Below are 24616 nucleotides of genomic sequence, written 5' to 3' on the forward strand. Positions count from 1 at the left end.
AACCACATTCAGTGACCACCGGGCACAGGCAGCGCTTTGCCGCCACTGGGTCGCTCGTTATACTGCGCGACAACTTCACCGAAAGAGCCGTGCTCTGTGAACCGGCCCACGCCCGTTAAAACCGATAATTTCTTCCTGCTCATCTTTCGTGCCCTGCGTCATCGCCGTGTACCGATCGCTTTGCGCATTGCCAGCCATAACGTGATCCTGGTCGCTTTGGCGCTGGTGATCTACGCCGGTGTCATGGGCCTGCAGTTCAAGCAGGCCATGCATGAACAGGCTGATGCGCTGGGGCAGGCCCTGACCACCCAGACCGCCACCTCGGCTACCGAGCTGTTGGTGTCCAACGACATCCTCAGTCTCAACGTGCTGCTGGGCAATCTGGTCAAGAATCCACTGGTAGCGCATGCCGCTATCTACAGTGTGGATAACCGCATCCTCGCGGAGGCCGGTCAGCGCCCGAAAAACGGGCTACTGGGGGAAGCTCAGGGCCTGTATGAAATCAAGATCACGTTCCAGGACGTGATGGCAGGCCATCTGCGCATCAGCCTCGACATGTCGCAGTTCCAGCAGCCGATGACCATCAGCCTGCAAAGCATGGGCATTCTGGCCGGTATCCTGCTGGCGCTGGCGCTGGCATTGAGCCTGCGCCTTGGCCGTCACATCTCCACGCCATTGATGCAGATGCGTATCTGGCTGCGCGATATTGACCCGTACACACCAGCCACTGATCGCCAGGATGAAATCGGCGATCTGGCGCGGCAGCTGCGCACCTCGTTCGCGCCGCCGGTGCCGGAGCCAGAACCGCTGCCCGAGCCCGAGTATGAGGGCGAGGAAGACGACAGCGAAGATCCTTATCTGGAGCCGGAAGAGAAGCCTGCGCCACCGGTTTCGGCACGCAACAGCGAAGCAAAACCGCGCTTGCCGGCACCACCGGTGCAGCGCCGCATCGTTGCCGAGGAAGATGAAGATGAAGACGACGATGACGATCCGTTCGCCGATCTGCGCGACCACTCGGACAACTCGCCAGCCGTTCGCCCCGTGTCTGCCTCGGTAGCGCCGGTCGAACCGCACAACAGTGCAGTGCTGGCCGTGCAGCTGGGTGCGCAGGATCAATTGCGCCGCCTGCCGCGCGCACGCCTGACCGAATTGCTGCAACGCTACCGCGACTGCCTCGATCAGGCTGCGTCATTGTATGAAAGCGAGCTGCATACGCTGAATGACGGCAGCACGCTGATGCTGTTCCACAGTCACGAAAGCGGTGATGACTACCTGACCAACGCAATCTGCTGCGGTGAGCTGTTGCGCGCACTCAGTCACGCCTTGCAGATCGAGGTGGCCGACAGCGGCATCACCTTGCAACTGCAACTGGGCCTTACGCTGGGCGAAGGCTTGAGTGGTCTGAGCCAGATCGACCTGTTGCTGACTGAAACGGCGCAGGACGCACTGGCGCTGTCTCAGCACAGCCGCAACCTGCTGTTGGTCGAACGCCGCATCAACGACGACCCGTTGATCCGACAACGCGCCCGCATCCGCCCGATCGCCAGCCCGGAAGGGGCCTGCTGCGTAGAACGCCTGATGGAGCCCTACCCGTCGATGCTCGAACGCCAGTTGGCGCGCATGCACGAGTCCAACAAGGCCTGATCTCCTCCGTATACTCTTCTCTCGTGCCCATGCTCTGCATGGGCACGCCGCTCTGGGCGCTCGGCGTCCTATCCTGACTGATCTGGTCCGGCGCAATTAGGTGACGCAGAGCGTCACGAACTGCATTCCCACGCGGAGCGTGAGGAACGATAGGTGTCCACAAGATCACCGTCGTGCCCATGCTCCAGCGTAGGCATTCCGTTCCGGACGCTCTGCATCAGATCCTGACTAACCTGGCCCGGCGCAAACAGTTGACGCCGAGCGTCAAGAAGTGCATTCCCACGCGGGGCGTGAGGAATGACAGGTGCCCGCAAGATCACCATCGTGCCCATGCTCCGCGTGGGCATGCCGCTCTGGACGCTCTGCGTCCTATCCTGACTGTGCAGTACGTCAGGAACGCCTGGGTGTGAGAACCAGAGAAGAGCGCCCAACAAAAAGCCCGCATCGCTGCGGGCTTTTTGTTGGGCCAATCCTAGAAGCGGAACACTTCAAGATCGGTACGTATGGGGGAAGCCAGTGGAATTCTTGGCTTGTCAGGCTCTTTGGCCTTGGCGACAGGCGTTTTCTTCGGCTCCTCGAGCGCCTGCCAGGAAATCGGCTTGATCGCCGTGCTGACCTGATCAGCCAGGCGCTGCAACAGCATGCCCTGGGCCTTGACCTGATCGGCAGAGCTGCCGGCATGGACTTGTTCAAGGTGGACAAGCCGGCTGTCACGGACATGACCCTTGCGGTCAAGAAGTCGCCATTGCGCGTCCAGTACCGCGGGCTGTTTGGCACCGGAGTCCAAACGGGTGATGGACAGCACGACCTGAACATCGGGCGTGAAGCTGGCCGTCGCAGGCGCCATGACGACGCGCTGGCTGTCCAGCTTCCAGGCCAGCTGACGCAAGAGCAACTGGTCGATATCCGAAGACAGGTTACCCGCCCAGCGTCCATCGGACGAGGCAGTCAAGGTACCGTCAGGCTGGCGTTGCAGCAGGGTTTCGCGTTGCAGATAGTCGGCCACCGAAACAGGACCCAGCAATACTGCCAGACCACTACTCTGTTTCGGCTGACCAGGCTCACCACTATCGAGCTGATAAAGCGCGGTCGGCTGGTGCACACTGCAACCAGCCAGACCCAGAACGCCAGTCATCAGCAGGATCAAGGGAAGGCGTAGAAAATTCATCGTCCCATCCAGGTGGCCGTCCAGAGACAGGCCACAGTATTAGTACTTTCAAGACCCATGCAGGCACTGAGCCACGCATGCACCCCAAGACCCCATATCATCCGTGAATATGCACCATGACTCCAGCGATTATGCATCGTACTTCATGGCAAAACGAAGAACCTTGGTGCCAGATCAATGTTTTCAGCTATTTTCCACCAATAATGCATCAACCCTCTGGAAGCCCCTTGGCAGTTTATTGCCACGTCTGCCGCGCTCACCCTTGTAATGTTCGAGGTCTTCTGGCTTCAGCGACAGCGTTCGTTTACCCGCCTGAAGTACCAGCGTAGCGCCTTGTCCGATCACTGCAAGATCAGTCACATACTCTTCACGACTGGCTACCCGCTCACCCGGAATACCGATGATCTTGTTGCCCTTGCCTTTGCCCAACTGCGGCAAATCGCTGATCTTGAACACCAGCAGGCGGCCTTCGGTGGTCACCGCCGCCAGCCAGTTCTGCTCACGATCGGGCACGGGGCGAGGCAGGATGACTTTCGCCCCGGCCGGCAGGCTCAGCAGCGCCTTGCCCGCCTTGTTCTTGGCTTGCAGGTCTTCGCCTTTGACGACAAAACCATAACCGGCATCCGACGCGATCACGTACAACGCATCATCTTCCGGCAGCAATACGCATTCGAAGGTCGCGCCTGGTGGCGGTTGCAGCTTGCCCGTCAGCGGCTCGCCCTGGCCTCGAGCAGACGGCAGGGTGTGAGCCGCAACCGAATAACTGCGCCCGGTCGAGTCGATGAACACGGCGAACTGATTGGAGCGGCCGATGGACGAGGTCTTGAAGCCGTCCCCCGCCTTATAGGAAAGCCCGGTAGCATCGATGTCGTGGCCCTTGGCACAGCGTACCCAGCCTTTTTCCGACAGGACCACAGTCACCGGCTCGGTGGGCATCAGTTCGTTTTCAGACAGCGCCTTGGCTTCAGCACGCGCAACGATGGGCGAACGACGGTCGTCGCCATAGGTTTCAGCGTCGGCGATCAGCTCGGCACGCACCAGCTTGCGCAGCTTGGACTCGCTGCTCAGCAACGCCAGAAGCTTGGCCTGCTCTTTGCGCAAGGCGTCCTGCTCGCTGCGCAGCTTCATTTCTTCCAGACGCGCCAGCTGACGCAGGCGGGTGTCTAGGATGTAGTCGGCCTGAATTTCCGACAGATCGAAACGCGCGATCAGCTCCGCCTTCGGATGCTCGGCGGTACGGATAATGTGAATCACTTCGTCCAGATTCAGGTAAGCCGTGAGCAAACCGTCCAACAGGTGCAGACGATGCTCGACCTTGTCCAGACGGAATTGCAGACGGCGACGCACCGTACCGATACGGAACGTCAGCCATTCGCCGAGCAGCGTCTTGAGGTTCTTGAGCTGCGGCTTGCCATCCAGACCGATGATGTTGATGTTCACCCGGTAACTGGATTCCAGCTCGGTGGTCGCGAACAGATGCTGCATCAGTTCGTCCATCTCAACCCGATTGGAGCGCGGGATGATCACGATACGGCAAGGGTTTTCGTGGTCCGACTCGTCGCGCAGGTCGGCAACCATCGGCAACTTCTTGGCCTGCATCTGCGCGGCGATCTGTTCCAGCACCTTGGCACCGGACACCTGATGCGGCAGTGAGGTGACGATGATGTCGCCATCTTCGATGCGATAAACCGCGCGCATGCGCACCGAGCCACGCCCGGTCTCGTAGATTTTCAGCAGGTCGGCACGCGGCGTGATGATTTCCGCTTCGGTCGGATAGTCCGGCCCCAGAATGTGCTCGCACAGCTCGGGAACCGTGGCCTTGGGATCGTCCAGCAGACGAACGCAGGCGCTGGCGACTTCGCGCAGGTTATGCGGCGGCACATCGGTAGCCATACCGACGGCAATGCCGGTAGTGCCATTGAGCAGGATGTTCGGCAAACGTGCCGGCAACACCGCGGGCTCGTCCAGGGTGCCGTCAAAGTTCGGCACCCAGTCAGCGGTGCCCTGGCCCAATTCACTGAGCAGGACTTCCGAGTAGCGCGACAGACGCGCCTCGGTGTAGCGCATGGCCGCAAAGGATTTGGGATCATCCGGCGCACCCCAGTTGCCCTGCCCGTCCACCAGCGTGTAGCGGTAGCTGAACGGCTGAGCCATCAGCACCATCGCCTCGTAACAGGCCGAGTCGCCGTGCGGGTGGAACTTGCCGAGCACGTCGCCGACGGTGCGCGCCGACTTCTTGTGCTTGGCGTCGGCACCCAGGCCCAGTTCGCTCATCGCGTAGATAATGCGTCGCTGAACAGGCTTCAGGCCATCACCGATATGCGGCAAGGCACGGTCCATGATCACGTACATGGAGTAGTTTAGGTAGGCCTGTTCGGTGAAGTCAGCCAACGATCGGCGTTCTACACCATCCAGGCTGAGGTCAAGGGAGTCGCTCATGCGGGCCTCATTATTTCGTTGACTGGCGCAGCAGCAAATTGCCGCCACGCTGTGTGAATTCGAGTTGTTTCATTGCGCTCATACCCAGCAGCACCTGTTCACCGTCCAGACCGGGTGCCACCAGGGCACGCACATTGGTCAGGACGATATCGCCCAGTTGCAAGCGGTCAAGCGTGGTTCGAAAACCCTGACTGTTGCCATTGGCCGTGCTGACCGTGACCGGAAAGCCACGCTTGAGCCCCAGACGGTCAGCCATATCACCGGGTACGGCCACATCGGTCGCCCCGGTGTCGATCATGAACTCCACTGTCCGACCGTTGATCTGGCCGGTGGTGACGAAGTGCCCCTGACGATTACCTGCCAGCTGCACTTCTATATAGCCGTCACCGTGTTGCGAGGTAACCACGGCATTGGGGTTCTGCTGCCGGTCTTCCCAATCGCCGAAAAAGCGCGTCGCGAGAAACAGACCGGCCGCCCAGACCACGATCATCAGCACCTTGCCAGCGCGCTTGCCGGGCTGCACGTCGCTCACTGCCCGGCGCTCCAGCCCGCCTCGGGTGTCGCGAAACGCCAGACGATCGGGCGTTTCTCACCGTCGGCACGCACACCGAAGTTATTGTCGATGCCGACCCACGCGCCCTTCTCGTCCACCACCAGCGCCTCGGTCAGGCCGTAGGGTTGATCGTAACGACGCGACGGCACCATGGCCTCCTTGGCGAACGACCAGCAACGCTCGACCTGTCCGGTCTCGATATCACGCCGACAGATGCGATACACCGCGCGTTCCAGCGTGAACAGCTTGCCGTTGTACAACGACACATCGGAAAAGTCCGTCGACACCTTTTTGCTGCCCTGCTCCGGCGGCAACGCATCCAGACCGGACTCGGACAGCAGCACGCAGTTCTGCCCGCAGGACCACTGCTCCTTGTTGCGTTGCACCACCAGCAAGCCGCGCTTCTCGCGTTCGGCCGCCAGCCAGAGACGGTCGCCCGCAGGATTCACGGCAATCCCTTCGAAAATCGCGTTGAAACGCTGCAACATGCCCTGAGCCTGCGCCTGATCCACCAGCGCTTGCGGCAAATCCAGCCAGAACGGTTTGCCGCTGACCGGAACCTTGAGCACTGCGCCATAAGCCTCACTGACCAGATAGCGATTGCCGGCTGCATCGCAGCTGACACCCTCGAAATCCAGACTGCCGCCGCGTACAAGCGCGGAAAGCCCCGCCATGAAACGCAACTTCAATGGCAGATAGCTTTGCGGAGACGGTGCGTCAATGTGATGTGACTGAGCCTTCCAGGTGTCTTGCGACACATCCAGGCTGTACAGCACATCGTCGTCACGGTCGGACACGGTCCACAACTGGCCGTTGCACATTGCCAGACCTGACAGATTGCCACCGGCCATGTCATCTACCGGGTGCTCGGATTGCAGCTTCAGGGCCTCGAACGGCGCAGCGACAACCGGCCCGGCAATCAGGATCAGGGCGGCGAGCCAGGCTCGTATCAAGTCAGGACCTCGGCAAGGTTGCCCTTCGACTCGAGCCAGGACTTGCGATCACCTGCACGCTTCTTCGCCAGCAGCATGTCCATCATTTCCGAGGTGGCCGCGAAATCATCCAGCGTGAGCTGTACCAGGCGCCGGGTGTTCGGGTCCATGGTGGTTTCGCGCAACTGCGGCGGGTTCATCTCACCCAGGCCCTTGAATCGGGTGACCTGCGGCTTGCCACGTTTCTTTTCAGCGACCAGACGGTCAAGGATTCCGTCACGCTCGGCTTCGTCGAGCGCGTAGTAGATTTCCTTGCCCAGGTCGATCCGGTACAGCGGCGGCATGGCGACATACACGTGCCCGGCGTCGACCAGCGGGCGGAAGTGCTGCACGAACAAGGCACACAGCAGCGTCGCAATGTGCAGACCATCCGAGTCGGCGTCGGCCAGGATGCAGATCTTGCCGTAACGCAGCTGGCTGATATCGGCTGCGCCGGGGTCAACGCCGATGGCCACGGCAATGTTGTGGACTTCCTGACTGGCGAGCACTTCGCCGCCGTCCACTTCCCAGGTGTTGAGGATTTTGCCGCGCAGCGGCAGGATCGCCTGGAATTCCTTGTCGCGTGCCTGCTTGGCGGAGCCACCGGCAGAATCACCCTCGACCAGAAACAGTTCGGAGCGTGCCGGGTCCTGTCCGGCACAGTCGGCCAGCTTGCCCGGCAACGCCGGCCCTTGGGTGATGCGCTTGCGCTCGACCTTTTTGCTCGCCTTGAGACGACGACCGGCGTTGTTGATCGCCAGATCGGCCAACTGCAGACCCAGCTCGGAGTGCGTGTTTAGCCACAGGCTGAACGCGTCCTTGACCACACCCGAGACGAAGGCCGCCGCTTCACGGGACGACAGACGCTCTTTGGTCTGCCCGGAGAACTGCGGCTCCTGCATTTTCATCGACAGGACGAAAGCAATGCGCTCCCAGACGTCTTCCGGGGCCAGCTTCACACCACGCGGCAACAGGTTGCGGAACTCGCAGAACTCGCGCATGGCATCCAGCAAGCCCTGGCGCAAGCCGTTCACGTGGGTGCCGCCCTGCGCGGTCGGGATCAGGTTGACGTAGCTTTCCTGAACACTGTCGCCCCCTTCGGGCAGCCAGAGCAGCGCCCAGTCGACCGCCTCCTTGTTACCGGTGAAGCTGCCGCAGAACGGCTCGTCCGGCAGGCGCAGGAACTCGGTGACCGAGTCCTGCAGGTAGGAGCGCAGGCCGTCTTCGTAATGCCACTCGACTTTCTCGCCGCTGGATTCGTCTTCGAAGCTGACCAGCAGGCCCGGGCACAGAACCGCCTTGGCCTTGAGGACATGCTTGAGACGGCTGACGGAAAACTTCGGTGTATCGAAATACTTCGGATCGGGGGCGAAATAGACGCTGGTCCCGGTATTGCGCTTGCCAACGGTGCCGACGACCGCCAGCTCGGTGGCCTTGTAGCCGTCAGCGAAGGTCATTTCATATTCGTTGCCATCACGCTTGACCCGCACCCGAACCTGAGTGGACAGCGCGTTGACCACGGAAATGCCCACGCCGTGCAGGCCGCCGGAGAACTGATAGTTCTTGTTGGAGAACTTGCCGCCTGCGTGAAGCTTGGTGAGGATCAGCTCGACGCCGGACACGCCTTCTTCCGGGTGGATGTCCACCGGCATGCCGCGGCCGTCATCGGAGACTTCGAGCGAATTGTCGGCATGAAGGATGACCTGTACCGAACGCGCGTGACCGGCCAGGGCTTCGTCGACGCTGTTGTCGATGACTTCCTGAGCCAGGTGGTTAGGCCGCGAGGTGTCGGTGTACATGCCCGGACGTTTGCGAACCGGATCGAGGCCCGAGAGGACTTCGATGGCGTCTGCGTTATAAGAGCTAGCGCTGGGATTGGCCATGGGTTCTCGTTATCAATCTTTCATGGAATTTCGGGGGTTCAATGTTCTTGCATTCATGTGACCGGGCATCGATCACCTACAGCGCCGACAGATCGATCTTCTGCAACAGATCGGGGGCAAATCCGGCAAAGGTCAGCAGTGCTGGCATGTGCTCGGCAAAGCCCTGAAAGCTGTGGTCGCCGCCCGCCTGAATGCGCAAGGCGCAGCTGCGGTAAAACTTCTCGGCGCGACGATAATCGAGCGTCTCGTCACCGGTCTGCAGCCATACCTGAAACTGCTGCGGATCCTGTGGCGCGGGAACTTCCAGCTCGGCCAGCGCCCGAATATGATCTTCGGTCAACTGCCACTGCTCGCCGGTGTACAGGTTCTGTTGCACGCCGAGAAACCCGTCGAACAGCTGATGTGGATTGACCGCAGGGTTGATCAACACCGCCTTGAGGCCGTGCCGCTGCGCCAAATGAGTCGCATAGTAGCCGCCGAGGGAGCTGCCGACCAGCAATGGCCGTCCCAGCGCCGTGATAGCCGTCTCAAGCTGGAGCATGGCCTGACGCGGATGATGATGCAGTTCAGGGACTTGCAGACGATCAGCCAGCCCCAGGAACTTCATCAGCGCGCTCAGCTGACAGGCCTTTCTCGACAGGGCCGAGCTGTTCAAGCCATGGATATATAGCAGTGAAGGTGTGTCGCTCGTCACGCTGTCGCTCCCGGGTGCAAGGCAAAGCCGTGTAGTTTACAGGGACTTACGCTACAGCACCTCACAGGAAACGTATCCGCCTGCTCATTCAATAGCCGGTGCCGCCGTAATCGACCTCGAACTCCAGGCCGACCACTCGGGAAACAGCCGTTTCCAGCCGTCCGTCGTCATGCAGTCGCAACCAGCGATAGCCCGGCGCCGTGGTGTCTACCTTGAAATCCACACTGCCCGGCGCGAACTGAATACAGGTAGACGGCGAGGCGAGCAAGCGCACGCCGTTACGCATCTGATCAAACTCCTGATGCACATGCCCCCACAGTATGGCGCGAACCTGCGGAAAACGATCGAGCACGGCAAACAACGCATCGGCATTGCGCAAACCGATCGGCGCCATCCATTCACAACCAATCGCGACCGGATGATGGTGCAGGCAGACCAGGTGATGCCGGTCAGGCGCTTCGCTCAGCGACTGCTCCAGCAACTGCAATTGCGTCTCCGCGAGAAAACCCGGCACCGAACCGGGCACCGCCGAATCCAGCAGCGTCACCCGCCACTGGCCGATGTCCACCACCGGGTCGAGCAACCCATTTTGCTGCGCAACCTGCTCCATCTGCGGCAGCTCGTCGTGATTACCGGCAAACCAGCGCGCTGGCGCGTCGATCCGCCCGCTTATCCGACGAAACGCTTCGTAAGACTCGACACTGCCGTCCTGCGAGATATCGCCGCTGGCGACCACAAGATCGATGTGCGGCTGCTCGACCAGCACTCGGTCAACGACTTTTTCCAGACTGTCCCGCGTGCTCATGCCCAACAACGCCTCGTCCGCCTCGGCAAACAAGTGGCTATCGGATATCTGCACCAGCAAAACTGACGACGAAAGGGCTGCGCTCGGCAAGACCGTCTCCCAGAGAGGATTCAGCGCGATTATGTGATGCGGCAACGAGCGGGTAAACCGGGAATGTGCGTGCGGACGAGCATTTGGTCACATTTGCTGATTCGCTCGGTGCTTGAGCACAATCGAAGCAATAAGTCCGGCCGACACCATGCCTGCAAGTCCCGCACCCAAGAGATAGCTCAACACGCGCTCATAAGGCATTCCGGGCCAGAGATATACCGCCAGCAAAAGCTCAAGGGCAACACCAAGAATCATTCCTGCCAATCCAGCCAGATGAACGATCCACGGCATGAGCCTCAAAGACAGAATACCGATGACCGCTCCGATAATGGCCATATACAGGGAGTGCTCCCCACGCAGAGCGCTGCCTGTCAGGGTTATCACCTCGATATAGCTGAAAAGGCTGAAAGTGATTCCCGCGAAGCACGCTAACTGACGTCGAGGAGTGCCTAAGTAACTCATTCGTTATACCTGCAAATCAATTCAGGTCGAATGTAAGGCATTGGGTTTCAAATCCAAGGTGCCGGGTTATTTTCAGAAACAACCTACAGGACCGAAGCACACCCACTGTCAGTTGATGTCACTTGCTGGTCAATCAGATGTGGGAGAAATCCAGAGCGAAGCCGGGAAGCGGTAGTACGAGAACAACTGAGGAAAGGAGTTAACGCACCGCCTCAAACTCATGCCCACACGCCAGGCAATGACTCAGCCATTCGCCCAGAAACAGGTTGAGCTGGGCTTTTTCATCCGGTTGGTGCATGTCGGCATTAGGGTAGGGATAGATGCCCCGGAAGCGCCGCGCATGTTCGGCACCGATGACTTCGGCCATGCGTGCGTCGTGGTAGACCTGCACCTCAAGCACCGGCACCGGCAGCCAGGGCAGGCTGTGTTCCTGGCGGACTTGCAGGGTGGTGGTGTACGGGCAGTCGAGCAACACTTCGACGGCCAGTACACCCAGCATCTGATCACCCTGGGTAACGGCGACGCGGCGTGAGCGCTGTTCGTTGCGCATGTCGGGCAGCAGGCGCATCAGGCGCGCGTAGTTGGCCTCGCACGCGGCCTGCAGTCCGGCAAGATCGACACGGTAGCGTTCGCGCAATAGATTCACGACCATAAACCCCTTATCTCTGCACGATTCAGCGCCAGCCATTGCAAGGCGATGATCGTCGATGCGTTCTTGATTATTCCGTCTTTCATCGCCTGCATGGCGTCATCGAATGACCAGACGGTAACCCGGATGTCTTCGCCTTCAGACTCGAGCCCGTGCAGGCCGCCCGCGCCTTCACTGCTGCAGCGCCCCAGAAACAGGTGGACATACTCGTCGCTGCCACCCGGCGAAGGGAAGTATTTGGTGATCGGCCACAGCGCTTCGAACTTCAGCCCAGCTTCCTCCTCCGCCTCTCGATGAGCAACTTCTTCCGGCTGCTCGTCCTTGTCGATGAGGCCTGCGACCAGTTCGACCAGCCAAGGGTTGCTGGTCTTTTTCATGGCCCCTACGCGAAACTGCTCGATGAGCACGACTTCGTCACGCTTGGCGTCATAAGGCAACACGCAGACGGCGTCGTGGCGAACGAACAGTTCTCGGCTGATTTCCTTGCTCATCCCGCCCGCGAACAATTCGTGGCGCACATGCAGCTTGTCCAGCTTATAGAAGCCCTTGAAGCAGTTTTCACGCTTTATGGTTTCAAAAGCGCTTGGTGCAGATCGTGTGGTCTGGGTCATGGGTTTCTCGCTTGCCGCCGTGTTTGACATCGGGCCATCCTAACGCGCATCGGCAGTCGGATGCAGCCCCCTTGAAGATGCAGGGTAGACGGCCGGGACTTAAAACAATTCTAATCTGCCATGATCGAACCGAAGACGTTGTTTACAGTCCAACCAGCCTGCATACGTACAACGCAACCGCCTTTACTGACACTGCCAAGGATCAACATGTCGTTATTGAGGATCACTTCACTGGCTTGCCTGGCCCTGTTGCTCGGCGCCTGCCAAAGCCTCTTCACGCCCAACATGCGCGCACCGCTGCAAGTCCAGCGCGATGCTTCCGAGCTGATCAAGCCGGGCTGCACCACAGCCGACTGCCCGCTGGTGAACATCGATACCGTGCATTTCCCCGATGAGCCGCGACTGGACGCCATCGTTCAGAAGACGTTGCTGCAACTGACCGTTGCCGACAGCAGCGCATCGCCGCCTGCGTCGATCAAAGCCTATCAGGAGCAGTTCCTGAGCCAGGCCCAGGGTCGCAACGCCAGTTATCTGCAGGCCAAGGTACGCGAGCAGCATGACGGTATCGTAGTGGTCGAACTGTCCAGTTATCTGGACACCGGCGGTGCCCACGGCAACCCGGGCCGGGCGTTCATCAACTATTCGCGTCAGCAGCAGAAAGTCCTGACCCTGGCCGACATGATCGTCCCGGGCAAGGAAAGCGAGTTCTGGCAGAAAGCCCAACTGGCCCACCAGGGCTGGCTGGTATCGACCAAGATGAATGAAGACAGCGAGTTCATGAAGACCTGGCCGTTCAAGCGCACCCCCAACATTGCGCTGACCTACGGTGCAGTGATCCTCAAGTACTCGGTCGATACCATCGCGCCGTATTCGATGGGTCACATCGAGCTGAAGATTCCTTATCCGCAGCTCAATGGCATTCTCAAGCCGGAACTGTTCCCCGGCCGCGGTTGATCGCACCGCCGATCAGCAGCTGCAACACGCCAGCGACAATGAGCGCTGGCAGTGTTGCGCCCACTTCAGGATAAAGATTGGCCAGCAGATGATAGGTGCTGAGCCCGCCGAGCCACGCCAGCAGGCTCATCCAGCGCAAACCGCCCTCCGCTACCTGACCACTGCGACGACGCAGGATGAAATGGTCAACCAGCACGACGCCGAACAGCGGCGCGAATACCGAGCCAATCAATAACAGAAAGTTCTGATACTGCGCCAACGGTGCCAGACAGGCGATCAGCGTGCAGATCACGCCAATCGCCAACGCCAGATGCTCGACCTTGATGCGCGACAGCAGAGCACTGGAGACCGCAGCCGAGTGAATATCGGCGAACGCATTCTCCGTCTCGTCCAGCAGAATCAGCAGCAGCGGGATACCCAGGCCTGCACCGGCCAGCGCCAGTAACAAGGCATTCACCTCGCCGCTCGGGGCGAACGCCAGGGTGTAGGCGACGCCCAGGCTCATCAGCCAGAAGTTACCGATGAAAAAGCCTGCGGCCGTGCCGCCGAAGACACTCTTAGCGCGCTGCCCGAAGCGTGAGTAGTCGGCAATCAGCGGCAGCCAGGACAGTGGCATGGCGATGGCAATGTCGAACCCCGAGGCAAACGGCAGCGAACCATCGCCGGACGTTGCCCACAGCGCGGTCAGATCAGCCTTGGCCAGCAGATTCCAGGTCAGCCACGCACACGCCGTCAAGAGTATCCACAGGCCCCACTTGCGCAGAAACCGGCGTACGAAGGTCAATGGCCCGCTGACTGCCAGCAAAGTCGCCAGCGCGCCGAACAACAGCGTCCAGAGCAGCGGATTGCTCCACAGGCTGCCCTCTGCAAAAGCCCTGGCGCCAAGCAGACTGGCTGCGTCGCGCATGACGATGATCTCGAACGAACCCCAACCGATCAGTTGCAGCAGGTTCAATATCGCTGGCAGCGACGCGCCCTTGCTGCCCAGGCTGAGCTTGAGCGCGGCCATTGACGACAGGCCGGTATCGCTGCCGATCACGCCGACGCTGGCGAGCAGCAAGACGCCCACCAGCGTGCCGAGGAAAATCGCCAGCATCGAGCCGGACATGCCCAACCCCGGCGCCAGCAAGGCTCCGGTCTGCAGCACCATCAGACCGATACCGAGGGAAAACCACAGGGAAAACAGATCCCGCCCGCCGAACACGCGCTGGCTGGCGGGGACAGGGGTGTCGGGAGAATAGGTACCGGGTGTGTTCACAGAGGTGTCTCGTGTGGAAAGTAAAGGGACCGAGTGCCGCCGCACTGCTCACTCAGAATCGGACGCAGAGCACGCTTCTGGCCGAAGGGCTTAGGAGCGAACTTGTTCGCGAAAGCTTTATTCCGGGCGATACATCTTCAGCGGATGTAACGCCCCTTTCGCGAACAATGCGGATCGCCGCCCCGGTCGCTCCTACGCCCTTCGGGCAGAATCAAAGCGGAACTGTGTATAACGACGGGCTATCGCCCTCTACACCTTCTTGTACAACTGGCTGCCTTCCTGCTTGAAGCGTTCGGCCTGTTCGGCCAGTCCCTTGGCGACGTCGACGTCCACCGCCTCGATGCGCTGATTGGCGGCGTATTCGCGAACTTCCTGGGTGATCTTCATCGAGCAGAATTTCGGCCCGCACATGGAGCAGAAATGCGCGACCTTAGCGGAGTCTTTTGGCAAGGTTTCGTCGTGGTACGAACGCGCGGTGTCCGGGTCCAGGCCGAGGTTGAACTGGTCTTCCCAGCGGAATTCGAAACGCGCCTTGCTCAACGCGTTGTCGCGGATCTGCGCACCCGGATGGCCTTTGGCAAGGTCCGCCGCGTGGGCCGCGATCTTGTAGGTGATGATCCCTGTTTTGACATCATCCTTGTTCGGCAGTCCCAGGTGCTCCTTGGGCGTGACGTAACACAGCATGGCGCAGCCGAACCAGCCGATCATGGCCGCACCGATGCCTGAAGTGATGTGGTCGTAACCCGGTGCGATGTCGGTGGTCAGCGGGCCGAGGGTGTAGAACGGCGCTTCGTCACAGCACTCCAGCTGCTTGTCCATGTTCTCCTTGATCAACTGCATCGGCACATGCCCGGGGCCTTCGATCATGGTCTGTACATCATGCTTCCAGGCAATTTTGGTCAGTTCGCCAAGTGTTTCCAGCTCGCCGAACTGCGCCGCATCGTTGGCGTCGGCAATCGAGCCCGGACGCAGGCCGTCGCCCAGTGAGAAGCTGACGTCGTAGGCCTTCATGATTTCGCAGATGTCTTCGAAATGGGTGTAAAGGAAGTTTTCCTTGTGGTGCGCCAGGCACCATTTGGCCATGATCGAACCGCCACGGCTGACGATTCCGGTGACACGCTTGGCGGTCAGCGGAACGTAACGCAGCAGCACGCCGGCGTGGATGGTGAAGTAATCGACGCCCTGCTCGGCCTGCTCGATCAGCGTGTCGCGGAACAGCTCCCAGGTCAGGTCCTCGGCTGCACCACCCACTTTTTCCAGCGCCTGATAGATCGGCACCGTACCGATCGGTACCGGCGAGTTGCGGATGATCCACTCACGGGTTTCGTGAATGTGCTTGCCGGTGGACAGGTCCATGACCGTGTCCGAGCCCCAGCGGATACCCCAGGTCAGCTTGGCGACCTCCTCCTCGATAGAAGACCCCAGTGCGCTATTGCCGATGTTGCCGTTGATCTTCACCAGGAAGTTGCGGCCGATGATCATCGGTTCAAGCTCGACGTGGTTGATGTTGGCCGGGATGATCGCGCGTCCTCGGGCAATCTCTTCACGCACGAACTCGGCAGTGATTTCCTTCGGGATACTCGCGCCAAAGCTGTGCCCGGCATGTTGCTGAGTCAGCAGACCCGCAGCGCGGGCTTCCTGGAGCTTCATGTTCTCGCGGATGGCGACGTATTCCATCTCGGCAGTGATGATGCCCTGACGCGCATAGTGCATCTGGCTGACGTTGGCGCCGGCCTTGGCCCGGCGCGGGTTGCGCACATGGGCAAAACGCAGCGCAGTGAGTTCGGCATCGCTCAGGCGTTGCTGACCGAAGTTGGAGCTCAGACCCGGCAGACGCTCGGTGTCATTGCGCGAGTCGATCCATGGCGAGCGCACGTCAGCCAGGCCTTTGCGCACATCGATGATCACATTGGGGTCGGTGTAGGGGCCGGAGGTGTCGTAGACCGTGACCGGGGCGTTGATCTCGCCGCCAAAGTCAGTCGGAGTAACGTCCAGGGTGATTTCGCGCATCGGCACGCGGATGTCCGGGCGCGAGCCCTTAACGTAGATTTTCTGCGAACGGGTAAACGGCTGTACCGATCCGGAATCGACCTGCGCCGACTCGCTCAAATGGGCTGCGTTTTTTGCTTTTATACTCATCACGGCTCTCCAGACATCCAGTTGCGGATTTATTGTCGGAGTGACCTGACATGACGGACGGGTGCACCAGTGCTGGCGCTGAGTATCGAAAGGAGGCGAAACTGTTCATTATTTGAACAATCGACCCCGGACGGCACTCAAGAGGACTCGCCGGGAGACGAGAAATCTTGTTCCCTACGCAGGCGCTAACCTGATCAGGTTCAACGGGATCCGGTTTAACCGATCTCAGCCTCATAGCAAGGCACCCCGACAAGAACGTCGCCAGTCTATGACGGGGTGGCGTCGCAACGCCAGCCTATTTGCATGGGGCTCGATAAATGGCGCAAATCGACGATTGTTGCCAAAAGCGTCTGGCTCTACACTCCCTAGCCCGGTGTCTCTTCAACCCGAACTGTAATTATTTTCTTCATGAACAGGGAATGCCTCATGTTGCGCAAACTTTCGTTGGTCGTGGCTGTTTCGTTTGCGTCCAGCGGGTTGACCTGGGCAGCCGAATTGCCAATGCCAACGCAGACAGGGCTGTTGAGCGTTTATCAGCAGGCAGTGGACAACAACGCCGACCTCGCGGCGTCGCGCGCCGATTACGATGCGCGCAAGGAAGCCGTGCCGCAGGCCCGTGCCGGTTTGCTGCCGAACATTTCCGGCAGTGCCCAGAACAGCAGCACCCGTACCAGCATCGATCAGCCCAGGGCCGTGGCCACCCGCAGCGGCAACCTCTACCAGGCCACGCTGAGCCAGCCAATATTCCGCGCCGACCGCTGGTTCCAGTTGCAGGCTGCCGAAGCGAGCAACGAACAGGCGGCACTCGAGCTGTCGGCTACCGAGCAGAATCTGATCCTGCAATCGGCACAAAGCTATTTCAGCGTATTGCGTGCACAGGACAATCTGGCCTCGACCAAGGCCGAGGAAGCGGCCTTCAAGCGCCAACTGGATCAGGCCAACGAGCGCTTCGATGTCGGCCTGTCGGACAAGACCGATGTGCTGCAGGCGCAGGCCAGCTATGACACGTCACGCGCCAGCCGACTCATTGCCCAACGTCAGGTCGAGGATGCCTTTCAGGCGCTGGTAACGCTGACCAACCGGGAGTACAACTCGATCGAAGGCATCGTGCACACGCTGCCTGTGCTGGCGCCGACGCCCAATGATGCCAAGGCCTGGGTTGATACTGCCGCGCAGCAGAACCTCAATCTGCTGGCCAGCAACTACGCGGTCAATGCCGCCGAAGAAACCCTGCGTCAGCGCAAGGCCGGACACGCGCCGACGCTCGATGCCGTGGCGACTTATCAGCGTGGCGATAACGATGCACTGGGTTTCAGCAACCCCAACTACACCGGCCGCAACTACGGCGGTGACGCCGAGCAGCGCAGCATCGGCGTGCAGTTGAATATTCCGATCTACAGCGGTGGTCTGACCAGCTCTCAGGTACGCGAAGCCTATGCGCGCCTGAGCCAGAGCGAGCAACGCCGTGAAAGCCTGCGTCGTCAGGTGGTGGAAAACACGCGCAACCTGCATCGCGCGGTGAATACCGACGTGGAACAGGTCCAGGCCCGCAAGCAGTCGATCATTTCCAACCAGAGCGCGCTGGAAGCCACTGAAATCGGCTATCAGGTCGGCACCCGCAACATCGTCGACGTGCTGGATGCGCAACGCCAGCTGTATGCCTCGGTACGTGACTACAACAACACGCGTTACGACTACATCCTCGACAACCTGCGCCTCAAGCAGGCAGCAGGCACCCTGAACCCGGGCGACCTGCAGGATCTGTCGCGCTACCTGAAGGCCGACTACAACCCGGACAAGGACTTCCTGCCGCCGGACCTGGCAACTGCCGCGCAGAAGAACTTCGAGCGGCCCGCAAAGCGCTGAGATTGCTGGCCGTTCTGGATGCTCTGCGCCCGATTTCAAGTCATGCAGCGCGACGCAGATTTGTGACGCGGAGCGTCACCCAAGGCATTCCCACGCTGGAGCGTGAGGAACGATAGGTGTCTGGACGAGCGTGAAAGAAGCAAGGTGTCTGGAAATCACTATCGTGCCCATGCTCCGCGTGGGCATGCCGTTCCGGACGCTCCGCGTCCTCCCCGATTCAGTGCCTGCCCATCAACCGCCCGATCCCGTCGAGCAGGCGTTGCAGCGCGCCCTGATTCGCCTTCATCACCGCAAGCCCGGCATCGGCCATGTTGCGCGCCTGTTGTGGCTGGTCGACAAGACGCTGCACGGCGGCGGCCAGCGCAGCCGCATCGTTGACCTCCTGCAACGCACCGGCCTTGCGCAGCATTGCGGCAATCTCGAGGAAGTTGAACAGGTGCGGGCCGCTGAGTACCGGCATGGCCAGCGCCGCAGGCTCCAGCAGGTTGTGTCCGCCATTGGGCACCAGGCTGCCGCCAACGAAAGCGATGTCAGCCAGCGCATAGAGAAACAGCAATTCCCCCATGGTATCGCCCATCAGCACCGAGACGTCCGTCGTGACAGCCTGTGCAGAGGAACGTCGCACCGTTGCAAAACCCTGCTGCAGACACAGCGCATGCACGCTGTCGAAACGCTCGGGATGACGCGGCACCAGAATCAGTAGCGCATCGGGGTGACTGGTCAGTAACGTGCGATGAGCCGCCAGCACGCTTTCATCCTCGCCCGCATGCGTACTGGCAGCGATCCATACCGGACGCTGCGCGGTCTGCCACTGTTCACGCTGGTGGGCGGCACGTTGCAGAAGTTGCGGGTCGATGCTCAGGTCGAACTTGATCGAGCCGGTCACCGCCACGCACTCGGGACGTGCGCCCAGATCACGAAAGCGCTGCGCCTCGACTTCAGTCTGCACCGCGAGCCAGGCCATTTCCGCGAGCATCGGTCGCGTCAGCCCGGCAAAGCGTGCGTACCCTCGTGCCGAGCGCTCCGAAAGCCGGGCATTGGCGAGGACCACGGGAATCCCGCGCAGGGAACACTGATGGATGTGGTTGGGCCATAGTTCGGTCTCGATGATGATCCCCAGCCGTGGCTGCACCTGATCGAGAAAACCAGCGGCCGCCCACGGCAGGTCGTAGGGCAGGTAGCAATGCTGAATCCGCGGCTCGCTGGCGAACAACGCCCTGATTCGCTCCGAACCTGTGGGCGTCATGCAAGTCACAGTGATCGGCAACTGCGGATATTGCACCAGCAGCGACCGAATCATCGGCGCCGCGGCAATGCTTTCACCCACCGACACCGCATGCACCCAGATACCGCCGCGCTGCATGACCGGCAAGCCGCGGGCGAAGCGCTCGCCGATGCGCTGGCGATACGCCGGGGCCTTGCGCGCACGCAACCACAGGCGCAGGGCAACCAGTGGCAGGCCGAGATGAAACAGTACGGTATAAAGAGTTCTATTCATGGGCGCGGAGTTTATCAGCCCGCCATCACAAGTCGCTAGAATGCGCCGCCTGACGAAAAGGAATGCACCATGAACGCTTATTACCTGTTGGCTATCGCTGTTTGCGCGGAAGTCATCGCCACCACGTCCATGAAAGCCGTGAAGGGATTCAGCACACCACTGCCCCTGGTGCTGCTGATTACCGGCTATGCGATCGCGTTCTGGATGCTGATTCTGGTGATGCGCACCATCCCGGTAGGCATCACTTACGCCATCTGGTCGGGCATGGGCATCGTCATGGTGAGCATCGCGGCGTTCTTCATCTACGGCCAGAAGCTCGACCTGCCCGCCCTGTTGGGCATGGGCATGATCGTGGCGGGTGTGGCGGTCATTCAGCTGTTCTCGAAAACCGCCGGGCATTGAAAACCCGATCCTTTATAATGCTCGTACTTTTTGCTCACTGAGGTGCTCATGCCATCGGTTATTTCCACTGACGTGCTGATTGTCGGGGCTGGCGTCGCCGGTCTCTGGCTCAATGCCCGGTTGCGTCGTCAAGGGTTCTCGACAGTGCTGGTAGAAAGCGCCAGCCTGGGTGGCGGGCAAAGCCTCAAGTCTCAGGGGATCATCCACGGCGGCGCCAAGTACGCACTGCACGGCGCGCTGTCGGGTGCCTCCGAAGCGATTGCCGACATGCCGCGCCGCTGGCGTGAAGCCCTAGACGGAAAAGGCGAGCTGGACCTGTCCGGCGTACGCCTGTTGTCCGAGGCCCATTACCTGTGGTCGCCAGGCACCATCGCCGGCAACCTCACCAGTTTCTTCGCCAGCAAGGCCGTGCGCGGTCGCGTGGATCAGGTCAAGGGCGAGCAACTGCCGCCAGCCCTGCAAAACCCGAAATTCAAAGGCAAGGTATACAGGCTTGCAGAACTGGTGGTCGATGTACCCAGCCTGATCGGGCGGCTCGCCGAGCTGGCCGGTGACAGCCTGCTGGCCGGTCAGCACATTGAACCGCTGTACGAGGGCGATGAGCTGATCGGTCTGCGCGTCGATGGTCGCGATATTCATGCGCAGCGCATTGTGCTCAGTGCCGGTGGCGGTAACGCCGACCTGCTGAACGCTCTTGGCGTGTCGCAACCGCAGATGCAGCGCCGCCCGTTGCACATGGTGCTGGTCAAGGGTCCGACCTTGAAGCCGCTGTTCGCTCACTGCCTGGGTGGCGGGCCCAAGCCACGCATCACTGTGACCACGCACCCGGCAGCAGATGGCCAGTGGGTGTGGTATCTGGGTGGCGATCTGGCCGAAGCCGATGGCGTGGCACGCCAACCGGACGCGCAGATCGCCGTCGCCCGCAAAGAGCTTGAGGCGCTGCTGCCGTGGGTCGACCTGAGTCAGGCGCAGTGGGCGACACTGCGCGTTGATCGTGCCGAGCCGGCGCAATCAGGGCTGGTGCGCCCGGACAACGCCTTCCTCGACAGCCAGCAACGCCTGATGATCGGCTGGCCGACCAAGCTGGCGCTGGCCCCGGACTTCGCCGACCGGGTGCTGTCGCAGCTGTCCAGAGACGGTATCCACCCGACCCCGCAAGCTCCGCTGAGCGACGTGCCACGGCCGCCGATGGCCATACCTGTCTGGGATGAACTGCTGCCATGAGCCTGAAAACCCTGCACGATCTGCATCGCCCGCTGGGCAGTACCGGCCTGAACGTATCGCCGCTGGGGCTGGGCACCGTCAAACTGGGGCGCGACCAGGGCGTCAAATACCCCTGCGGCTTCAAGATTCCCGATGACCAGCAGGCTCAGATGCTGCTGCGCATGGCCCGCGACATGGGCATTAACCTGATCGACACAGCCCCCGCCTACGGCACCAGCGAAGAGCGACTGGGGCCGCTGCTGCGCGGTCAGCGCCAGGACTGGGTGATCGTCAGCAAGGTCGGCGAGGAATTCGTCAACGGCCAGTCGAGCCATGACTTCAGCGCCGCTCATACTCGTACATCGGTCGAGCGCAGCCTGAAACGTCTTGAAACTGACTTTCTCGATCTGGTTCTGGTGCATTCGGACGGCAACGATCTGGCGATCCTCAACGACGCCGAGGTGTACCAGACGCTCGCTGATCTCAAGCGCGAAGGCAAGATTCGCGGCTTCGGCTTTTCCGGCAAGACCGTCGAAGGCGGCCTGCTGGCATTGCGTGACGGCGACTGCGCAATGGTCACCTACAACCTCAACGAACAGGACGAAAAGCCGGTACTGGATTACGCGCAGGTTCATGGCAAAGGCATTTTGGTAAAGAAAGCACTGGCCAGTGGTCATGTCTGCCTGACACCCGGCATGGATCCGGTACACGCCAGTTTCCAGCTACTGTTTGAACATCCGGCGGTTGCCAGTGCTATTGTCGGCACCATCAACCCGTTGCACCTGGCACACAACGTTGCAACTGCCGCTGCCGTGATTTGCCGTCAAGCCTGATTGAGGCGGCCGACCCCAACGCAAGAAGGAGCCGTTATGCCGCGAACACTGATCCGGAAGAATCCCAGCAACTTCAAGACCCTGCCGCTGTTTGTCGAGGCCACTGCGGAAAGCCTGAGCTACCAGAGCGTCGGCATGCCGATGAACTTCGCGCAGACCTTGCAGCGGCGGCGCAAGATCGACGTGCCGGACACCGAACACTTTGCCACCGAGCTGGCCAATCTGGGGGTGTCCGTTCGCCTGACCGTCAGTTGGCAGAATCGCGATTACTGGGTGCTGGTCCGTCAGCGTCGTCAGGACCGCGGCGATGTCGTGCTCAAGCTGATCTCGGGTTACGTTCCGGCCCATGAGCTGACGCTGCCGCTGCACACCGCGATTCAGGAAGTGGCCGAAGAGTGCCTGATCGAAACACCGCAGGGCTGGCTCAGCGGGCTGTTCAAGGAGACCTGGCTACCTGCGCCCTATGCTGCCGCGCTGCATTATCGCGAGGCCATGCCCTTTCGTCTGAGCCCCCTCTCCGGGGCCGCAAGACCCGTGCGAACCGGCAGTCTGACCCTGCTGGAACGTCCACGGGCCTATGTGCATTTGCCTACGGCGTCCTTGCAGCTGATTTACGACATGCGCCTGGAAATCCCCAAGGAAGCCCGCCCGGTCAGTCTTTTCCATGTCGATGAAGCCCTGGAAAACGATCAACTGGTCGCCCGCCTCAACCGCAGCAAGCCTGACCTGTACCTGATGCCGTTGGAGAATGGCGCGCCCCTGCCCGAGCTGTACACGCTCAAGCGCGACAAGCTGATTCCGGCTGGCACGAGAGGGCTGTACCTTGCCGAAAGTTTCGCCGCGCAGGATGGCTGGGTGGTACGTGAAGAACGGATTCGCTGGAAGGACTGGCTGCGTCAGCAGGGCATGGCCCCACCGGCGAAGAAGTCAGGGCTGAAACGCCTGACCGGCAAGGCCCGGGAGCTGCTGCAAATGGCACGCGGCAGCCTGAGCAAGTAAGTCATCCGGCGGCTGCAAGGTGCTGGATCCTTGAGCACGCCGGGATGCAAGCGGCAACATTACAGTTACTGGGCTCGAATCTTCTCGACGATGGCGGTGGTGGAGCTGTTTTCCACCAGCCCCAACACACGCACCTCACCACCGTAAGCCTGAACGATATCGGCACCGACCACCTGATCGACACCGTAGTCGCCACCCTTGACCAAAACATCGGGCTTGACGTGGGTCAGCAGGTTTTCAGGGGTTCCCTCCGGGAAGCTGATGACCCAGTCCACGGCCCCCAGACCTGCCAGCACCGCCATGCGCCGGTCGACACTGTTGATCGGTCGGCCAGGCCCTTTCAGGCGACTGACGGACGCATCGTCGTTGACGGCAACGATAAGGCGATCACCCAGGGCGCGCGCCTGCTCCAGATAGGTCACATGACCTGCGTGGAGAATATCGAAGCAGCCATTGGTGAAGACGATCCTTTCCTTGTGCGCGCGCGCATCATCGACCGCCAGCAGCAGTTGCTCCAGACCCAGTACACCGCGCTCGGAGCCCTCCTCACGCTGAATGGCCCGGCGCAGCTCGGGGGCGCTGATGGCCGCGGTACCCAGCTTGCCGACCACGATGCCCGCCGCCAGATTGGCCAGCGCTACCGCATGCGGCAACTCCTCGCCGGCAGCAATCGCTGCCGCCAGGGTAGAAATCACCGTATCGCCAGCGCCGGTCACATCGAACACTTCGCGGGCACGGGCTGGCAGATGCAGCGCCTGCTGGTCAGGACGCAGCAACGTCATGCCATGTTCACCGCGGGTCACCAGCAGAGCGCCGAGATCGAGCTCCTGCATCAACTGCGCACCCTTGGTGACCAATTGGGCCTCATCGACACAATGACCGACGATGGCCTCGAATTCGCTGAGGTTCGGTGTGATCAGGCTGGCACCGCGATAAATCGCGAAATCCTTGCCCTTGGGATCGGCCAGCACCGGAATGCCGCGCTTGCGGGCTGCCTGAATCAGCGCCTGATGGTTTTTCAGTGCGCCCTTGCCGTAATCCGACAGGACCAGCACCTTGATGCCATCCAGCAAGCTATAGACCTCTGCGCTCAGCGCCAGCGGATCGGTCCTGAACGGTTCTTCGAAATCGATGCGCAACAATTGCTGGTGGCGACTCATGACACGCAGTTTGACGATGGTCGGCTGATCGGCAATGCGCTGAAAGCGCGCCAGCACACCAGCAGCCTTCAGGCTGTTGGTCAGACTCTCGGCAGCCTCGTCATCCCCCGTCACACCGACCAGCGAGGCGGGTGCGCCCAGCGCAGCGATGTTCAAGGCCACGTTGGCAGCGCCACCCGGACGGTCCTCGATCTGATCGACCTTGACCACAGGCACTGGCGCTTCAGGGGAAATACGCGAGGTACCACCATGCCAGTATCTGTCGAGCATGACATCGCCAACCACCAGGACAGGGGCCTGATCAAAGCGCGGCATGGATAGCTTCATGGAACAAC

21 protein-coding genes and 1 riboswitch are annotated in these 24616 nt (G+C 60.8%); of the genes, 7 read left to right on the plus strand and 14 right to left on the minus strand.

The window, feature by feature from the left end:
• Window positions 1–96: 96 nt before the first annotated feature.
• Window positions 97–1644, plus strand: coding sequence for a HAMP domain-containing protein (locus tag BLR20_RS15380; protein WP_054994370.1), 1548 nt, complete (start codon window positions 97–99; stop codon window positions 1642–1644).
• Window positions 1645–2116: 472 nt separating this feature from the next.
• On the opposite strand, the gene BLR20_RS15390 is transcribed toward BLR20_RS15380, so the two are convergent.
• From BLR20_RS15390 to BLR20_RS15435, 10 genes are all read right to left on the minus strand, one after another.
• Window positions 2117–2812 carry a PqiC family protein gene (locus BLR20_RS15390; protein WP_032615424.1) on the minus strand — a complete coding sequence of 232 codons (696 nt, stop codon included), beginning with the start codon at window positions 2810–2812 and terminating at the stop codon, window positions 2117–2119.
• 183 nt (window positions 2813–2995) lie between these two features.
• Window positions 2996–5251 carry a DNA topoisomerase IV subunit A gene (parC, locus tag BLR20_RS15395; protein WP_054994368.1) on the minus strand — a complete coding sequence of 752 codons (2256 nt, stop codon included), beginning with the start codon at window positions 5249–5251 and terminating at the stop codon, window positions 2996–2998.
• A gap of 10 nt (window positions 5252–5261) precedes the next feature.
• Window positions 5262–5741 carry a retropepsin-like aspartic protease family protein gene (locus BLR20_RS15400; RefSeq protein WP_162235681.1) on the minus strand — a complete coding sequence of 160 codons (480 nt, stop codon included), beginning with the start codon at window positions 5739–5741 and terminating at the stop codon, window positions 5262–5264.
• A gap of 38 nt (window positions 5742–5779) precedes the next feature.
• Complete coding sequence (locus BLR20_RS15405) at window positions 5780–6757, minus strand: esterase-like activity of phytase family protein (protein ID WP_054994366.1); 978 nt, start codon at window positions 6755–6757, stop codon at window positions 5780–5782.
• Window positions 6754–8658 carry a DNA topoisomerase IV subunit B gene (gene parE, locus BLR20_RS15410; protein ID WP_054994365.1) on the minus strand — a complete coding sequence of 635 codons (1905 nt, stop codon included), beginning with the start codon at window positions 8656–8658 and terminating at the stop codon, window positions 6754–6756. Before parE ends, BLR20_RS15405 begins: the two co-directional genes overlap by 4 nt.
• Window positions 8659–8734: 76 nt before the next feature.
• Window positions 8735–9352: a YqiA/YcfP family alpha/beta fold hydrolase gene (locus tag BLR20_RS15415; RefSeq protein WP_010439396.1), complete on the minus strand. Its 618-nt coding sequence runs from the start codon at window positions 9350–9352 to the stop codon at window positions 8735–8737.
• Window positions 9353–9440: 88 nt separating this feature from the next.
• Window positions 9441–10247: a 3',5'-cyclic-AMP phosphodiesterase gene (cpdA, locus tag BLR20_RS15420; RefSeq protein WP_032615432.1), complete on the minus strand. Its 807-nt coding sequence runs from the start codon at window positions 10245–10247 to the stop codon at window positions 9441–9443.
• Window positions 10248–10334: 87 nt separating this feature from the next.
• On the minus strand, window positions 10335–10709 hold the full coding sequence (locus BLR20_RS15425) for a hypothetical protein (RefSeq protein WP_054994364.1): 375 nt from the start codon (window positions 10707–10709) through the stop codon (window positions 10335–10337).
• Window positions 10710–10908: 199 nt separating this feature from the next.
• Window positions 10909–11361, minus strand: a complete 453-nt coding sequence (locus BLR20_RS15430) for a DUF1249 domain-containing protein (RefSeq protein WP_002551796.1) — start codon at window positions 11359–11361, stop codon at window positions 10909–10911.
• The gene (locus tag BLR20_RS15435; RefSeq protein WP_010439385.1) at window positions 11352–11969 is read right to left on the minus strand and encodes an NUDIX domain-containing protein; all 618 of its coding nucleotides are present in this window, start codon (window positions 11967–11969) and stop codon (window positions 11352–11354) included. Before BLR20_RS15435 ends, BLR20_RS15430 begins: the two co-directional genes overlap by 10 nt.
• A 207-nt stretch (window positions 11970–12176) precedes the next feature.
• Here BLR20_RS15435 and BLR20_RS15440 point away from each other — a divergent pair, with 207 nt between their 5' ends.
• Window positions 12177–12923 carry an RsiV family protein gene (locus tag BLR20_RS15440; RefSeq protein WP_054994363.1) on the plus strand — a complete coding sequence of 249 codons (747 nt, stop codon included), beginning with the start codon at window positions 12177–12179 and terminating at the stop codon, window positions 12921–12923.
• Here BLR20_RS15440 and cytX read toward each other — a convergent pair.
• On the minus strand, window positions 12892–14181 hold the full coding sequence (gene cytX, locus BLR20_RS15445; RefSeq protein ID WP_054994362.1) for a putative hydroxymethylpyrimidine transporter CytX: 1290 nt from the start codon (window positions 14179–14181) through the stop codon (window positions 12892–12894). The genes BLR20_RS15440 and cytX overlap by 32 nt on opposite strands.
• Before the next feature lie 249 nt (window positions 14182–14430).
• The gene (gene thiC, locus BLR20_RS15450; protein ID WP_032615439.1) at window positions 14431–16320 is read right to left on the minus strand and encodes a phosphomethylpyrimidine synthase ThiC; all 1890 of its coding nucleotides are present in this window, start codon (window positions 16318–16320) and stop codon (window positions 14431–14433) included.
• A gap of 154 nt (window positions 16321–16474) precedes the next feature.
• Window positions 16475–16579: riboswitch (TPP riboswitch) on the minus strand.
• A 167-nt stretch (window positions 16580–16746) separates the two neighbouring features.
• Between thiC and BLR20_RS15455 the strand changes: the two genes are divergently transcribed.
• Window positions 16747–18186: a TolC family outer membrane protein gene (locus BLR20_RS15455; RefSeq protein WP_054994361.1), complete on the plus strand. Its 1440-nt coding sequence runs from the start codon at window positions 16747–16749 to the stop codon at window positions 18184–18186.
• A gap of 217 nt (window positions 18187–18403) precedes the next feature.
• Here BLR20_RS15455 and waaA read toward each other — a convergent pair whose 3' ends face one another.
• The gene (gene waaA / locus BLR20_RS15465; protein WP_054994360.1) at window positions 18404–19684 is read right to left on the minus strand and encodes a lipid IV(A) 3-deoxy-D-manno-octulosonic acid transferase; all 1281 of its coding nucleotides are present in this window, start codon (window positions 19682–19684) and stop codon (window positions 18404–18406) included.
• Between the two features lie 69 nt (window positions 19685–19753).
• Between waaA and BLR20_RS15470 the strand changes: the two genes are divergently transcribed.
• The 4 genes from BLR20_RS15470 to BLR20_RS15485 are packed head-to-tail and all read left to right on the plus strand — an operon-like array spanning window position 19754 to window position 23121.
• On the plus strand, window positions 19754–20086 hold the full coding sequence (locus BLR20_RS15470; protein ID WP_003346798.1) for an SMR family transporter: 333 nt from the start codon (window positions 19754–19756) through the stop codon (window positions 20084–20086).
• A gap of 48 nt (window positions 20087–20134) precedes the next feature.
• Window positions 20135–21310 carry an NAD(P)/FAD-dependent oxidoreductase gene (locus tag BLR20_RS15475; protein WP_032615443.1) on the plus strand — a complete coding sequence of 392 codons (1176 nt, stop codon included), beginning with the start codon at window positions 20135–20137 and terminating at the stop codon, window positions 21308–21310.
• Window positions 21307–22122, plus strand: a complete 816-nt coding sequence (locus BLR20_RS15480) for an aldo/keto reductase (RefSeq protein WP_054994359.1) — start codon at window positions 21307–21309, stop codon at window positions 22120–22122. The genes BLR20_RS15475 and BLR20_RS15480 overlap by 4 nt, the downstream gene beginning before the upstream one ends.
• Window positions 22123–22158: 36 nt before the next feature.
• Window positions 22159–23121, plus strand: coding sequence for a hypothetical protein (locus BLR20_RS15485; protein WP_010440419.1), 963 nt, complete (start codon window positions 22159–22161; stop codon window positions 23119–23121).
• 65 nt (window positions 23122–23186) lie between these two features.
• On the opposite strand, the gene hldE is transcribed toward BLR20_RS15485, so the two are convergent.
• Entirely contained in the window at window positions 23187–24608 is a 1422-nt protein-coding gene (gene hldE, locus BLR20_RS15490) for a bifunctional D-glycero-beta-D-manno-heptose-7-phosphate kinase/D-glycero-beta-D-manno-heptose 1-phosphate adenylyltransferase HldE (RefSeq protein WP_010440417.1), read from the minus strand.
• Window positions 24609–24616: the final 8 nt, after the last annotated feature.

Source organism: Pseudomonas congelans, assembly GCF_900103225.1.
Lineage (GTDB): Bacteria > Pseudomonadota > Gammaproteobacteria > Pseudomonadales > Pseudomonadaceae > Aquipseudomonas > Aquipseudomonas congelans.